General features: G+C 61.1%; 14 protein-coding genes. 10 read left to right on the top strand and 4 right to left on the bottom strand.

The features are described from left to right. Positions 1 to 2: 2 nt before the first annotated feature. Positions 3 to 1,364 (top strand): MATE family efflux transporter, encoded by a 1,362-nt coding sequence (locus B9Z34_RS09095; protein WP_108427807.1) that lies wholly within the window; start codon positions 3 to 5, stop codon positions 1,362 to 1,364. 36 nt (positions 1,365 to 1,400) lie between these two features. Beyond that, entirely contained in the window at positions 1,401 to 1,703 is a 303-nt protein-coding gene (locus tag B9Z34_RS09090) for an antibiotic biosynthesis monooxygenase (RefSeq protein ID WP_108427806.1), read from the top strand. Between the two features lie 29 nt (positions 1,704 to 1,732). Here the strand turns inward: B9Z34_RS09090 and B9Z34_RS09085 are convergent, their stop codons facing one another. Beyond that, a complete protein-coding gene (locus B9Z34_RS09085; protein ID WP_108427805.1) occupies positions 1,733 to 2,170 on the bottom strand; it encodes a MarR family winged helix-turn-helix transcriptional regulator in 438 nt (145 codons plus the stop codon). A 185-nt stretch (positions 2,171 to 2,355) separates the two neighbouring features. On the opposite strand from B9Z34_RS09085, the gene B9Z34_RS09080 reads away from it, so the two are divergent. The 6 genes from B9Z34_RS09080 (at position 2,356) to B9Z34_RS14470 (ending at position 7,133) form a co-directional block, all read left to right on the top strand. Next, entirely contained in the window at positions 2,356 to 3,051 is a 696-nt protein-coding gene (locus B9Z34_RS09080; RefSeq protein ID WP_108427804.1) for a fumarylacetoacetate hydrolase family protein, read from the top strand. Between the two features lie 242 nt (positions 3,052 to 3,293). Beyond that, entirely contained in the window at positions 3,294 to 4,325 is a 1,032-nt protein-coding gene (locus tag B9Z34_RS09075; RefSeq protein ID WP_108427803.1) for a TRAP transporter substrate-binding protein, read from the top strand. 89 nt (positions 4,326 to 4,414) lie between these two features. After that, entirely contained in the window at positions 4,415 to 4,936 is a 522-nt protein-coding gene (locus tag B9Z34_RS09070) for a TRAP transporter small permease (RefSeq protein ID WP_108427802.1), read from the top strand. Then, entirely contained in the window at positions 4,933 to 6,255 is a 1,323-nt protein-coding gene (locus tag B9Z34_RS09065; protein WP_108427801.1) for a TRAP transporter large permease, read from the top strand. Before B9Z34_RS09070 ends, B9Z34_RS09065 begins: the two co-directional genes overlap by 4 nt. 2 nt (positions 6,256 to 6,257) lie before the next feature. After that, the gene (locus tag B9Z34_RS09060) at positions 6,258 to 6,806 is read left to right on the top strand and encodes an NUDIX hydrolase (RefSeq protein ID WP_108427800.1); all 549 of its coding nucleotides are present in this window, start codon (positions 6,258 to 6,260) and stop codon (positions 6,804 to 6,806) included. Positions 6,807 to 6,893: 87 nt separating this feature from the next. After that, complete coding sequence (locus B9Z34_RS14470; RefSeq protein WP_146179629.1) at positions 6,894 to 7,133, top strand: hypothetical protein; 240 nt, start codon at positions 6,894 to 6,896, stop codon at positions 7,131 to 7,133. A gap of 133 nt (positions 7,134 to 7,266) precedes the next feature. Here B9Z34_RS14470 and B9Z34_RS09050 read toward each other — a convergent pair whose 3' ends face one another. Next, positions 7,267 to 8,925 (bottom strand): acyl-CoA synthetase, encoded by a 1,659-nt coding sequence (locus tag B9Z34_RS09050; protein WP_108427798.1) that lies wholly within the window; start codon positions 8,923 to 8,925, stop codon positions 7,267 to 7,269. A 128-nt stretch (positions 8,926 to 9,053) separates the two neighbouring features. Between B9Z34_RS09050 and dnaG the strand changes: the two genes are divergently transcribed. Next, positions 9,054 to 11,180 carry a DNA primase gene (gene dnaG, locus B9Z34_RS09045; protein ID WP_108427797.1) on the top strand — a complete coding sequence of 709 codons (2,127 nt, stop codon included), beginning with the start codon at positions 9,054 to 9,056 and terminating at the stop codon, positions 11,178 to 11,180. A 48-nt stretch (positions 11,181 to 11,228) separates the two neighbouring features. Here dnaG and cysE read toward each other — a convergent pair whose 3' ends face one another. Beyond that, positions 11,229 to 11,996 (bottom strand): serine O-acetyltransferase, encoded by a 768-nt coding sequence (gene cysE / locus B9Z34_RS09040; protein ID WP_108427796.1) that lies wholly within the window; start codon positions 11,994 to 11,996, stop codon positions 11,229 to 11,231. Between the two features lie 11 nt (positions 11,997 to 12,007). Continuing rightward, complete coding sequence (locus tag B9Z34_RS09035) at positions 12,008 to 12,739, bottom strand: RNA methyltransferase (RefSeq protein ID WP_108427900.1); 732 nt, start codon at positions 12,737 to 12,739, stop codon at positions 12,008 to 12,010. Positions 12,740 to 12,888: 149 nt separating this feature from the next. On the opposite strand from B9Z34_RS09035, the gene B9Z34_RS09030 reads away from it, so the two are divergent. Further along, positions 12,889 to 13,833 (top strand): inositol monophosphatase family protein, encoded by a 945-nt coding sequence (locus B9Z34_RS09030; RefSeq protein ID WP_108427795.1) that lies wholly within the window; start codon positions 12,889 to 12,891, stop codon positions 13,831 to 13,833.

Below are 13,833 nucleotides of genomic sequence, written 5' to 3'. Positions count from 1 at the left end.
CCGTGTCCGAGCTGCGCACCATTGCCCGCCACGCAGGCACCGTGCTGGTGGGGCAGCTGGCTGTCATGTCCTTCGGCATTGCCGACACCCTGATTGCGGGCCGCTACAGCCCACAGGCGCTGGCGGTCCTGTCTTTGGCCTCGTCCATTTACATCAGCATTTATGTGGCGCTCAACGGTTTGCTGCAAGCCTTGCTGCCGGTATGGGCCGAACTGCACGGCGGAGGTCGTCAAGCCGAAATGGGCCGCTCGGTCAGGCAGGCGCTTTACATCGCTGGTGCAGCCGGCATGCTGGGCATCTGCGGCCTGTGGTTTCCAGACCTGTGGCTGTCGGCCACCGAGGTCCCCGAAGCGCTCTGGCCCGATGTGCGTGCGTATTTGCGCATCCTGGCGCTGGCCTTGCTTCCTTCCCTGCTGTTCCGCATGTACAGCACGCTCAACCAGAGTTTGGGGCACCCCCGCTTGGTGACCTGGTTACAGGCGGGTGCCCTGCTGGTCAAAGTGCCGCTGTCGTATGCCTTGACCTTTGGCGTCGCAGGTGGATCCGGCATGGGCGTGGTGGGTTGCGCCTGGGCCACCCTGGCGGTCAACACGCTGATGATGCTGGCCGGTCTGTGGCTCTTGCGCACACAAGACATCTACCAGCCCTACCGCTTGTGGCGACGGCCCGAAAAACCCGACTGGCCTGTGATCCGGCGCTTTCTGGCCTTGGGTGTGCCTGCGGGTTTGGCCATCATGGTCGAGGTGACCTCATTCACTTTGATGGCCCTGTTCATTGCACGTCTGGGTGCCGTAGCCTTGGCCAGTCACCAGATCGCGGCCAGTCTGGCCGCTGTTTTGTACATGGTGCCGCTGGCCCTGGGCATTGCCAGCAGCGCACGCACAGGCTATTGGCTCGGTGCCGGGCAAGCGCGCAAAGCCCGACACGCAGCAGGTCTGGGCATTGGCTTGGCCGTCGGTGCCGCCTTGCTGGGGGCGGGCATCTTGTTTTGGGGCCGCGAAGCGGTGGCCCAGGCGTTCAGCACCGACCCCAGCGTGGTGCAAGCGGCCACGGCTTGGCTGGGCTGGGTTGCGCTGTACCACCTGGCCGATGCCGTGCAAGCCGTTTGCGCTTACCTGCTGCGCTGCTACCGCATCACCCTGATGCCCTTGCTGATTTACACCGCCCTGCTGTGGGGCGTGGGCTTGTATGGCGGCTACGTGCTGGCCTACCAAGGCATCGACTGGGCAGCTTGGCCCATGCGGGCCAGCGTAGACACTTTCTGGATGACCAGCACCGCCGCCCTGGCCTTGGTGTCGGTCCTCTTCACGGCCATGGTCTGGCGTGCCTCACGGTTGACACCCCAGAGGGACCAGATGCATTAAGGTAGAGGCTTCGCTCACTTTGAACACCCCCGCAACATGATCCTCGAACTTGCCGACATCCGCATCCACCCAGGCCAGCAAGCCGCATTTGAAAAAGCCATTGAGCTCGGTCTGAACACCGTGGCTTGCAAGGCCAAGGGCTTTCAAGGCGGCAAAGTCAACCGCGGCATCGAAAGCCCGGAGCGCTATGTGCTGCAAATCTTCTGGGACACCCTCGAAGACCACACCGTGGGCTTCCGTCAATCGCCCCTGTTCACCGAATGGCGTGCCATCGTCGGGCCATTTTTTGCAGCCCCTCCGCATGTAGAGCACTTCGAGCTGACGGTCAAATCGGCCTAAAGCCGATCGGCCCGCGCGATCGTCTGCGCTCAGGCCGCCTCGTGCCCAGCCACCAAGCGGCTGAGCAGCTGCATGAACTGCACCTGCTCTGTCGGTGCGAGCGGCGACAAGATCGTCGATTGAACCGCGGCCACAGCCGACTGCATGCCTGCCAGCGCCCGCAGTCCCTGAGGGGTCAACACCAGCAACTTGCGCCGACGGTCGACCTCATCGGCGCGCCGCTCGACCCAACCCTTGCTCTCCAGGCGGCCAATCACCGAGCCCGACGTGGCCGGATCGAAAGCCACATGCTTGGCCAAAGTGATTTGATCCACCCCCGGCGTGTCGTGCAAGGCATTGAGAATCGCGAACTGAACCGGGGTGACATCGGCCGCGCTCAGGTGCTCATTGAAGATCGCCACGGAAATCTGGTGCGCCCGCCGGATCAAGTGCCCCGGCGCGGCGGCCAAATCAAAGCTGTGGGTCATTTGCAGGTCTCTCCATCCAATACAGGGTTATCACCAGTCACTGTCCTGGCTCAGCCTCCTATAGTAAGCGCGCTTAGCAAGTTTTTAGCCTGCGCCAAGAGCCTCTGTTGGCATTTGTATTGGCATTTGTGCGGGCATCGCCCCGCGCAACTTGCACAGCCCTCTCTCACTTTAGAAAGTCACGCATGAGTTTTCTGTTCCCCCCAACACCCACCGTTTCTGTGCCCGTCCTCGGCCAGACCAGCCGTTTTCCGGTCCACCGCATCTACTGCGTGGGCCGCAACTACGAAGAGCACGCCAAGGAAATGGGCTTCACCGGACGTGAGCCGCCCTTCTTTTTTCTCAAGCCTGCGGACAGCCTGGTGGTGGTCGAAGCCGGCCAGACGGGCTCCATGCCCTACCCCAGCCTGACGCAAAACCTGCACCATGAGATCGAGCTGGTGGTGGCGATTGGCAAAGGTGGTCGCAACATCCGGGCGGCCGATGCGGCCGAGCACATTTATGGCTACGCCGTGGGTCTGGACATGACGCGCCGCGACCTGCAAAACGAAATGAAAAAACAAGGCCGCCCATGGTGCATTGGCAAAGCCTTCGACCACTCGGCCCCCATCGGCCCCATCACCCCAAAAGCGCAAGCCGGTGACGTGAACCACGCTGAGATCAGCCTGCAGGTCAACGGCGCAGACCGCCAACGCAGCAACGTGGCCAAACTCATCTGGAGCGTGGCTGAAACCATCGAGCACCTGTCGGCCGCCTGGGAGTTGCAGCCTGGCGACTTGATTTACACCGGTACCCCCGAAGGCGTGGCCGCCGTGGTGGCAGGCGATACCTTGGTCGGCCAGGTGGCGGGCCTGGTCAGCTTGCAAGTCCAAATTCGTTGAGGCATCAGCCAGCAGAACTGGCCGCCTGGCCAGCTGCTGGCTTGACCCAACAATGAACGAAAGTGCACACAGCAGCCAATCAAAAGGGTTTACCCTGATCCATCAAGCCAATACTTGCAACATAATTCATGTTTTACAGAGGTTTGGTCGGATGCGTCTGCCCATGCCCCCATTCACTGCGATTAACCGACCAACTGGTTGGTTTATCATCCCGATTTTCAAACCATGATGGAGACAAGTCGATGAAGAAATTCCTGCAACAAACGGCTCTGGCCGCAGGCCTGATGGCCATTAGTTTTGGGGTGAACGCCCAAACCATCACCCTGAAAGTGCACCACTTCCTGGGCCCACAGTCCATCCAGCACACCACCATGCTCGGTGACTGGTGCAAAAACATCGCCAAAGATTCCAACAACCGCCTGCAATGCCAGATCTTCCCGGCCATGCAACTGGGCGGCACACCTGTTCAGCTGTTTGATCAAACACGCGATGGCGTGGTGGATGTGGCCTGGACCTTGCAGGCTTACACCGCCAAGCTGCAAAAGCTGGAAGTGTTCGAGTTGCCGTTCATGATGACCAACGCTGAAGCCACCAGCCGCGCAGCTTGGGACTACGCACAAAAGTTTGCTGCTGACGACATGAAAGACGTCAAGATGTTGGCCGTCCACGTCCACGGTCCAGGCAACATTTACACCAAGAACAAAGCCGTCACCACCATGGCCGATCTGAAAGGCCTGAAAGTGCGCGCCCCGACCCGTCAGGTCAACAAAATGATCGCCATGATGGGTGCTACCCCTGTGGCCATGCCTGTGCCGCAAGTGACAGAAGCCCTGTCCAAAGGCGTGATCGATGGTGCGGTGATCCCTTACGAAGTCGCTCCTGGCCTCAAAGTGCAAGAGCTGACCAACTTCACGGCCGAAACCGACCGCTCCTACAACGCCCTGTACACCACCGTGTTTGTGGTGCCCATGAACAAGGCCAAGTACGAATCCCTGCCTGCCGACCTGAAGGCCGTGATCGACAAGAACTCCGGTCGTGAGTTCTCGGCTTTCCTGGGCAAGACCCAAGCGGGACAGGACGTCCCCAGCAAGCAAGCCTTCGTGGACGCCAAAAACCAGAAAATCAGTGTGATCCCCAAGGCTGAATTGGAAAACTGGAAAAAAGCCACCGACTCGCTGGATGATGCCTGGGTCAAGGAAATGACGGCCAAAGGCATGGATGGCAAAGCCATGCTCGACAGTGCCACCGCCTTGATCAAGCAGTACACCAAGTAATCAGCCCCCTGAGCCAAAAAAGGGCGGAGTTTCTCCGCCCTTTTTTCGCCCTCAGAAGCTCGAAGATTGAAGCAACGCAAGGAAAGCCCGTGGCCGAACTCATCCTCACCGACACCTCCCAATCCCGAGGCCCTGCAGGCAGGATCATCGAAACGATTTGCAAATTTTTTGCCATCTGTTCGGGTCTCGTCCTGACGGCCATGGCCATCATGTCGATTGCCAGCATTGTGGGCCGCACCTTTTTCAGCAGCCCCATCGTGGGTGACTACGAATTGGTGCAAGCCTTTTGCGCCATTGCTGTCAGCATGAGCCTGCCTTATACCCATTGGATTCGCGGTCATGTGATCGTGGACTTTTTCACGGCCCACGCCAGCCCCAAACTCAATGCCTTGCTGGACTTGTTGGCCAATTTGATCTTGGCCTTTTTTGCTGGCGTGATCACCTGGCGCATCTGGAAAGGCCTGGGGGAACTCAAAGCTTCCATGGAAGCGTCCATGCTGCTGGATATCCCGACATGGTGGAGCTATGCACCCATGGTTCCCTCGTTTGCATTGCTTTGCATCACGGCGCTGTATGTCGCTGGCGATGACCTCAGAAAGATCCTGTCATGACCGGCATTGAACTCGGCAGCCTTGTTTTCTTTGGCCTGATTGTCCTGCTGGCCTTGCGCCTGCACATTGGCGTGGCCATGCTCTTGGCCGGCTCAGCGGGCTATGTGGCCTTGTCGGGCCTCGATCCATTGCTCAACTACTTCAAATCAGCGGCCTACACCCGTTTTTCGGTTTATGACCTCTCGGTGGTTCCGCTGTTTTTGTTGATGGGCCAATTTGCCACGCACGGCGGTTTGTCCAAAGCGCTGTTCAAGGCCGGCAACGCCATGATCGGCCACTGGCGTGGCGGCATGGCCATGGCTGCCGTCACCTCATGTGCTGGTTTTGGTGCCATCTGCGGCTCCTCATTGGCCACGGCGGCCACCATGGGCCAAGTGGCTTTGCCCGAGTTGAAGGCGCACAACTACTCGCCGCGCCTGTCGACGGCGGTGATCGCCGCTGGCGGCACCTTGGGTATCCTGATCCCGCCGTCGGTGCCTCTGGTCATTTACGCCATCATCACCGAACAAAACATCGCCAAGTTGTTTTTGGCGGCTTTCATCCCCGGCATCATCGCGGCCATCGGCTACATGGTGGTGATTGGCATCATCGCCCGTGTACGGCCGCAAGAAGCCCCCCGAGGTGACCGCTTCACCTGGGGGCAGCGCCTCCAAGCCTTGGCCGAAACCTGGCCTGTGCTGTTGATCTTCGCTGTGGTGATTGGCGGTATTTACGGTGGCCTGTTCACCCCCACCGAAGCGGCCTCCATCGGCACCATCGCCACAGGATTCGTGGCTTGGACATCGGGTGGACTCAAGGGCAAAGGCTTTCTGGAGTGCATGTACGGCGCTGCAGGAGCCACAGGCATGATCTTTCTGATCTTGCTGGGCGCCGATGTGCTGAACGTGTTTTTGGCGCTGACCCAAGTCAACACCGAACTGGCCAAATGGGTGGTGGGTCTGAACCTGCACCCCTTGATGGTGGTCTTCACCATCATTGCCATCTACCTGGTGCTGGGCTGCATCATGGACAGCTTGTCGATGATCCTGCTGACCGTGCCCATGTTCTTCCCCATCATCATGGGCATCGACATTTGGGGGCTGGACAACGAGTCCAAAGCGATTTGGTTCGGTATTCTGGCCTTGATGGTGGTCGAGATCGGTCTGATCACACCGCCCGTGGGTATGAACGTCTTCATCATCAGCAACATGGCCAAAGACGTGCCGATGAAAGAGACTTTCAAATACGTCATTCCCTTCCTCATCTCTGACCTTCTGCGCATCACGGCGATTGTTTTCTTCCCGAGCATTACACTCGTGGCTTTGAAAATATTTGCTTGACCATGCACACACGAGAAGCCATTCGACATTGCCGCCAGTGCGGCGCTTCGGTGGCTTACCGTTTGCCGGACGATGGCGACACCAAGTTGCGCGCCATTTGCACCGCGTGCCACACAGTGCACTATGAAAACCCGCTGAACGTGGTGGGCACCGTGCCCCACTGGGGCGATCTGGTGCTGCTGTGCAAACGCAACATCGAGCCGCGCAAAGGCAAATGGACCTTGCCCGCAGGCTTCATGGAGCTGGGCGAATCCACAGCGCAAGGCGCGGCCCGCGAGACCACCGAGGAGGCCGGTGCCCAGTTCATCATGGAAGACCTGTTCACCGTGATGAGCGTGCCCCGCGTCGGCCAAGTGCACCTGTACTACCGCGCCCGCCTGACCAGTGACGTTTTCGATCCCGGCCACGAAACCATGGAAGCGCGCTTGTTCAGGGAAGACGAGATTCCCTGGGACGAGTTGGCTTTCCGCACCGTCAAGGAAACGCTGGAACACTATTTTGCCGACCAACGCGCGGGCCGCTTTGGTACGCACGCCTTCGACATCGCATAAAAAATTTGAAAGGCCCTGCCAAAAAAGGGATATCCGCATTTCATAATGCAAAGGCTTCTATTTCATCGATTTATCCAACGGTTACGCATGATCAAGTCCACCACTACACTCCTCGTCAGCCTGTTGGCTGCCACTGCCATGGCCCAGACGGCCGCACCAACTCCTGCGCCTGCACCTGCTGCAGCACCTGCCGTGACCGTCCCCCCGGCTGTTGCGCCAACGCCCAGCCCAGCTGCCGCACCCAAAGCCGAAGCGCCAGCCAAGAAAAAAGCAGCTAAAAAAACAGGCAAGAAAAGCAAAAAATCCAAAAAGAAAAGCAAAGCCTGAACCCGCGCACAGCGCTGTCTTTCAGGGTCTGATCCCTGCTAGGCGTCCATGACAAAGGCCACCTCGCGGTGGGCTTTGTCATAAGGTGGGCTGACTGAAAAACTGCTGCCCTGATCCTTGGCACCCAGTTCCGTCAGACGTCTATCGCAGCCGCCGAACCAGCTTGCTTGCGCAATTCAAACTTCTGGATCTTGCCTGTGCTGGTCTTGGGCAATTCGCCAAACACCACCGCACGCGGCACCTTGAAGCCCGCCAGATGCTGCTTGCAGTGGGCCACGATGTCTTCGGCTGTGACCTGCGCACCCACCTTCAGTTCCACAAAGGCGCAAGGTGTCTCGCCCCAGCGCGCATCGGGTTTGGCCACCACCGCCGCGGCCAGCACGGCGGGGTGGCGGTACAGCACATCTTCCACCTCAATCGAGGAGATGTTCTCGCCGCCCGAGATGATGATGTCCTTGCTGCGGTCCTTGATCTTGATGTAGCCGTCGGGGTACTGCACCGCCAAATCGCCACTGTGGAACCAGCCACCCGCAAAAGCCTCTTGCGTGGCCTTGGGATTTTTGAGGTAACCCTTCATGGTGATGTTGCCCTTGAACATGATCTCGCCCATGGTCTCGCCGTCTTGCGGCACGGGCTGCATGGTTTCAGGATCCAACACGCGCACATCGCGCTGTAAATGATAGCGCACGCCCTGGCGGGCATTCAGGCGGGCCCGATCGCCAATGTCCATGGCATCCCATTCGGGGTGTTTGGGGCACACGGTGGCCGGACCATACACCTCGGTCAGGCCATACACATGGGTCAGGTCAAAACCCATCTGCTCCATGCCTTCGATCATTGAGGCCGGGGGCGCTGCGCCCGCCACCATGGCCTTGATGCCGGCGGGCACGCCTGCCTTCATGGCGGCCGGGGCATTGACCAGCAAGCCGTGCACGATGGGTGCGCCGCAGTAGTGCGTGACGCCATGGTCGCGCATCGCGTCGAAAATCGCCTGCGCGTCCACCTTGCGCAAACACACGTTCACCCCCGCACGCGCCGCCACGGTCCACGGGAAACACCAGCCATTGCAATGGAACATGGGCAACGTCCACAAATAAGCGGCGTGCTTGGGCATGTCCCACTCCAGGATGTTCGAGATCGCATTGGTGGCCGCCCCCCGGTGGTGGTAGACCACGCCCTTGGGGTTGCCGGTGGTGCCGCTGGTGTAGTTCAGCGCAATCGCATCCCACTCGTTGCCGGGCAGGCTCCAGGCAAAGTCAGCGTCGCCGCTGGCCACAAAAGCTTCGTATGTGACCGCGCCAAGCTTTTCGCTGGCCACGGTGTACAGCGCATCTTCCACATCGATCGCCAGCAAAGGCCGCGTGGACTGGCGCAGCGCCAGGGCTTTTTTCATCACGCCCGAAAACTCCGGGTCCACGATCACGGCCTTGGCCTCGCCATGGTCGAGCATGAAGGCCACGGTTTCCGGGTCCAGCCGGGTATTGAGCGCGTTGAGCACCGCCCCGACCATGGGGATGCCAAAGTGCGCCTCCACCATGGGCGGTGTGTTGGGCAGCATCACGGCCACCGTGTCGTTCTTGCCAATGCCAGCATGCGCCAGCGCACTGGCCAATTGGCGGCAGCGGCGGTAGGTGGTGGCCCAGTCCTGGCGCAAATCGCCGTGCACGATGGCCAGGCGCTTGGGGTACACCTCGGCGGTGCGTTCAATGAAACTCAGCGGCGAGATCGGTGCGTGGTTGGCGGGGGTCTGGGGCAAATCCTGGTCAAAGATGCTGACTTTGGTATCGGTCATGAAGGGTTCCTGTTGCGACTGACGGTTGGATGTTGAACAGTTTGCCTGACCCGTGGCTGAAATCCATGCTGGTTTGCCCCGAAACCTGCACGGGATGAACCGCCCTTATCGGCGAAAATAGCCCGCTTATGGCCATCCCCCAGTCTTTCATCCAGGAGTTGCTATCCCGCGTCGACGTGGTCGAGGTGGTGGGCAAGTACGTGCAACTCAAGAAAGGCGGCGCCAACTTCATGGGTCTGTGCCCCTTCCATGGCGAAAAGTCCCCCAGCTTCAGCGTCAGCCCCACCAAGCAATTTTTCCATTGCTTTGGCTGCGGTAAAAACGGCAATGCCATCGGTTTCCTCATGGAACACGCGGGCATGACCTTCATCGAAGCGGTGAAAGACCTGGCCCAGCAAACCGGCATGGTGGTGCCCGAAGAACAACAGTCTCCAGAGGACCGCGCCCGCGCCGCCGCAGCCAAGGCCAAACAAGACAGCCTGAGCGATGTGCTGGAAAAAGCGGGCGAGGCCTACCGCGAACAGCTCAAGATCACGCCCCGCGCCATCGACTACCTCAAAGGGCGGGGCCTGTCCGGCCAGATCGCCAAGCGCTTTGGCCTGGGCTACGCGCCCGAAGGCTGGCGCAGTTTGGTCAGCGTGTTCCCCAAATACGACGATCCGCTGCTGGCCGAGTCGGGCTTGGTGATCGTCAACGAAGAGGACGACAAACGCTACGACCGCTTTCGGGACCGCATCATGTTCCCGATCCGCAACATCAAGGGCGAATGCATCGGCTTTGGTGGGCGGGTGATCGGCAGCGGCACACCCAAGTATTTGAACTCGCCCGAAACCCCTGTCTTTCACAAAGGCCGCGAGCTGTACGGCCTGTACGAAGCGCGCGAAGCCCTGCACAGCGCGGGCTATGTGCTGGTGACCGAAGGCTACATGGACGTGGTGGCGTTGGCCCAGCTGGGCTTTGCCAACGCCGTGGCCACGCTGGGCACGGCCTGCACGCCCGAGCATGTGCAAAAGTTGTTCCGCTTCACCGACTCGGTGGTCTTCGGCTTTGACGGCGACAGCGCAGGCCGCCGCGCCGCCCGCAAGGCGCTCGACGGTGCCCTGCCCTACGCCACCGATGTGCGCAGCATCAAATTCCTGTTTTTGCCCGCCGAACACGACCCCGACAGCTATGTGCGCGAATTCGGGCAAGAAGCTTTTGCCGAGCAGATCAAACAAGCCATGCCCCTGTCGCGCTTTTTGATCGAAGCGGCCAGCGCCGACTGCGACCTGCAAACCGCCGAGGGCCGCGCCCGCCTGTCGAGCCAAGCCCGCCCACTGTGGCAGCTGCTGCCAGAAGGCGCCCTCAAACAACAACTGCTGTCGGAGTTGGCCCAGCTGATCCAGCTGGAAACCGCAGGCCTGGAAAAACTCTGGGGCCAGCAAACGGCCAGCGAACAGCGCTTCGCGCCTGCGGCGCGGGGGCCTGGCGCTGCGCCCTCCTCCACCTCTGCCGCCAACGCTGCTTCCAGCCAGGCTGCCAGCGCGGGGGGTCATGAATTCCAGCCATTCGAGCCGCACTACGGCGAACCGCCCACTTGGGGCATGGATGCCGCTCAGGCGGGCAGCGCACCGGGCTACGCCAATACTTACGGCAACGCGTATGGCAACGCAGGTGGGAATTTCTCAGGCGGTGGCAACTGGCCTCGCAAAAATTCCAACTGGACGCCGGGCAGCAAGTTCGGCAACGGCAAATACAAACGCGAGCAGCCCCCGGTCTACACCGGCCCGCGCACCGTGCCCGCCAGCCGTGCAGACCACGCCGCGCGCCTGCTCCTAGGCAATATGGCGCTGTGGGAAACCCTGGCGGGCGAAGACCACGCCATGCTGTGCGCCCTGCCCGCCCCCCACGGCCCGCTGTTTGCCTGGCTTGAATCGCAGTTCCATGAACAAGGGGCTTTGGGCTGGTCCACCCTGCGCGAGCACATGCAAGGGCAGCCCTTTGCCGAGGACGCCACCCGCTGGATGGCGCAAGACAAACTGAGTGCCGTGGCCGGCAGCGAAGACACCACCCCGCCCGACCCGCAAGAGGCCCGGCAGGAGCTGCGCCGACTGCTCAACATGCTGATGATCGACCGCCTCAAGCAGCTCGAAACCGAAGCCCTGACCCAGGCCAGCACCGGGCAAGACCCCGAAGCCCAACAACGCTGGCGCAGCCTGCATGAACGGCGCAAAGCCTTGATGGCGGCAGCGGCTGCACTGCAAGCCACGCCTTGAAGATTCGGCCGCAAGGGCAGCTTCCTACAAGGCTTTGTCAGGCAGCGCTCACTTGCCCACCAGCTGATTGAACTTGTCCGCCTCGAAGGTCTCGCGGGTGGCGGCATCGCCGGGCATGGCCACCTGCTGCTGGGCACACAACTGCGCCAGCGCTTTCCAGATCATGGCGATCTGGTGCTCTTGCCCGGCGGCGTTGTCGATCAGGCCACGCAGTGCCTGGCTGACCGGGTCATCGTCTTGGGTGATGCCGTAAGCCGTGAACTTGCGGTCGGTGCCCGACACATCGGCACTCTCGCCAGCTTTGGAGGGGATGATGCGCGCCGGAATACCCACCGCCGTGGCCCCGGCAGGCACCGGCTTGATGACCACCGCATTGCTGCCAATCTTGGCCCCATCGCCCACCTCGAAGCCGCCGAGCACCTTGGCCCCGGCGCTCACCACCACGTCTTTGCCCAGCGTGGGGTGGCGCTTGGCGCCTTTGTAGAGCGATGTCCCGCCGAGCGTCACGCCTTGGTAAATCGTGCAGCCGTCGCCAATCTCGGCGGTCTCGCCCACCACCACACCCATGGCGTGGTCAAAAAACACCCGCTCGCCGATCTTGGCCCCCGGGTGGATTTCGATGCCGGTCAAACCGCGCGACACATGCGAAATGAAACGCCCCAGCCACTTGAAGCCGTGGTTCCAGCACCAGTGCGCCCGGCGGTGCAACACCAAGGCATGCAGCCCCGGGTAACAGGTCAGCACCTCCCAGGCGGTGCGAGCAGCAGGGTCCCGGTCAAGGATGCATTGGATGTCGGAGCGAAGGCGAGAAAACATAGGCTTTGAGTCTATCGCTTGGCGCTGGCGTTTTGGATCATGGCCTTGGCCACCCCGCGCAAGATGTGGATTTCTTCCGGGCTCAAGTCGGCCCGGTTGAACAACTGGTTCAGGCGCGGCATGAGCTTTTTGGGCGCGGCCGGGTCCAGAAAACCGATGTCGGTCAGCGCCTGCTCCCAATGCGTGAGCATGCCCGCCACCTGCTGCGCGTCGGCCTTGTCTGCAGGCGGCACGGCGTCTTGCACCGGAAAACCGCCCAGCGCCACCCGCCAGTCGTAGGCGATGACCTGAATCGCCGAGCCCAGATTGAGCGAGCCGAACTGCGGATTCGTCGGGATCGACAGCGCCACATGGCAGCGGTACACATCCTCGTTTTTCATGCCGAAGCGCTCGGAGCCGAACAAAAACGCCACGCTCTGCGCGGGGGCTCCCGCTTGCGTCAGCTCGGCAAAGTGCTCACGCGGCGAGCGGGTCGGCGGGCCAAAGTCGCGCGGCGTCATGGCTGTGGCGCACAAATGGGTCACGCCATCCAAAGCTTCTTCGAGCGTCTCAACCACGCGGGCCTTGGCCAGCACATCGTTGGCACCACTGGCGCGCTGGATGGTTTCTTCCTTGCGCAGCACATTGGGCCAGCGCGGCTTGACCAGGACCAGGTCGTCAAAACCCATGACTTTGAGGGCCCGGGCGGCTGCGCCCACGTTGCCCGCATGGCTGGTTTCTATCAGGATGAATCGCGTTTGCATGCCCCGATTGTCCACGCTGCGAAGCGTCAGCCCGCAGGCGCCTCTGCGCTGCATGACGCCAAAATGACGGTCCGCCCTGCTTTTCATGAGAAAATCCCCACTTCGCCATCGCGATCGTGCGTGGGCCAGTCCAGTTCTTCACACAATTCATGTCGTCCAATCTCCACCCCATGCTCAACGTGGCCATCAAGGCTGCACGCGCCGCTGGCGCCATCATCAACCGTGCTGCGCTCGACGTTGAAGCGGTTCGCATCTCGCAAAAGCAGGTCAATGACTTCGTCACCGAAATCGACCACGCCAGCGAAAAAGTCATCATCGACACCCTGCTGACCGCCTACCCCGACCACGGCATCCTGGCCGAGGAATCGGGCAGCACGCATGGCAACCCGCTCGCTGACCACATCTGGATCATCGACCCCCTGGACGGCACGACCAACTTCATCCACGGCTTCCCTGTTTACTGCGTGAGCATTGCCCTGCAAGTGCGCGGCAAGGTCGAGCAAGCCGTCATTTACGACCCCACCCGCAACGACCTGTTCACCGCCACCAAAGGCCGTGGTGCCTTCATGAACGACCGCCGTCTGCGCGTGAGCAAGCGCATCCGCCTGCAGGAATGCATCATCTCCACCGGTTTCCCCTTCCGCAAGGGCGACAACTTCAACCAGTACCTGCGCATGATGGGCGATGTGATGCAGCGCACTGCTGGCTTGCGCCGCCCGGGTTCCGCCGCCCTGGACCTGGCCTATGTGGCCGCAGGCTTCACCGACGGGTTCTTTGAAACGGGTCTGTCCCCCTGGGACGTGGCTGCGGGCTCGCTGTTGGTCACCGAAGCCGGGGGCCTGATCGGCAACTTCACGGGTGAGTCCGACTTCCTGGAACAAAAAGAATGCCTGGCTGGCGCGCCGCGCATTTACGGCCAGCTGGTCACCATTTTGGGCAAGTACAGCAAATTCGCCAGTGCGGGCGACAAAGCCGCCGTGCGCACCGCGGTCGAGACCCTGAGCCGCGACCGCGCCTCGGACAGCGGCGAACCGGAAGCCGAGGTCGCAGCCGACCCCGCTGACGGCACCGAACCCAAAGACGCACCGTTTTAA

Source organism: Limnohabitans sp. Hippo3, assembly GCF_003063665.1.
Taxonomy (GTDB): Bacteria; Pseudomonadota; Gammaproteobacteria; order Burkholderiales; family Burkholderiaceae_C; genus Limnohabitans_A.
The sequence above is the reverse complement of the archived record's forward strand: the minus strand, read 5'-3'. Positions and strand labels throughout refer to the sequence as shown.

Excerpts from the sequence above, each read along its gene's own strand:
- B9Z34_RS09090 (WP_108427806.1), top strand. The coding sequence starts at position 1,401 with ATGATCCTCGAACTTGCCGACATCCGCATCCACCCAGGCCAGCAAGCC.
- B9Z34_RS14470 (WP_146179629.1), top strand. The coding sequence starts at position 6,894 with ATGATCAAGTCCACCACTACACTCCTCGTCAGCCTGTTGGCTGCCACT.
- cysE (WP_108427796.1), bottom strand. The coding sequence starts at position 11,996 with ATGTTTTCTCGCCTTCGCTCCGACATCCAATGCATCCTTGACCGGGAC.
- B9Z34_RS09075 (WP_108427803.1), top strand. The coding sequence starts at position 3,294 with ATGAAGAAATTCCTGCAACAAACGGCTCTGGCCGCAGGCCTGATGGCC.
- B9Z34_RS09060 (WP_108427800.1), top strand. The coding sequence starts at position 6,258 with ATGCACACACGAGAAGCCATTCGACATTGCCGCCAGTGCGGCGCTTCG.
- B9Z34_RS09050 (WP_108427798.1), bottom strand. The coding sequence starts at position 8,925 with ATGACCGATACCAAAGTCAGCATCTTTGACCAGGATTTGCCCCAGACC.
- dnaG (WP_108427797.1), top strand. The coding sequence starts at position 9,054 with ATGGCCATCCCCCAGTCTTTCATCCAGGAGTTGCTATCCCGCGTCGAC.
- B9Z34_RS09065 (WP_108427801.1), top strand. The coding sequence starts at position 4,933 with ATGACCGGCATTGAACTCGGCAGCCTTGTTTTCTTTGGCCTGATTGTC.
- B9Z34_RS09030 (WP_108427795.1), top strand. The coding sequence starts at position 12,889 with ATGTCGTCCAATCTCCACCCCATGCTCAACGTGGCCATCAAGGCTGCA.
- B9Z34_RS09080 (WP_108427804.1), top strand. The coding sequence starts at position 2,356 with ATGAGTTTTCTGTTCCCCCCAACACCCACCGTTTCTGTGCCCGTCCTC.
- B9Z34_RS09035 (WP_108427900.1), bottom strand. The coding sequence starts at position 12,739 with ATGCAAACGCGATTCATCCTGATAGAAACCAGCCATGCGGGCAACGTG.
- B9Z34_RS09085 (WP_108427805.1), bottom strand. The coding sequence starts at position 2,170 with ATGACCCACAGCTTTGATTTGGCCGCCGCGCCGGGGCACTTGATCCGG.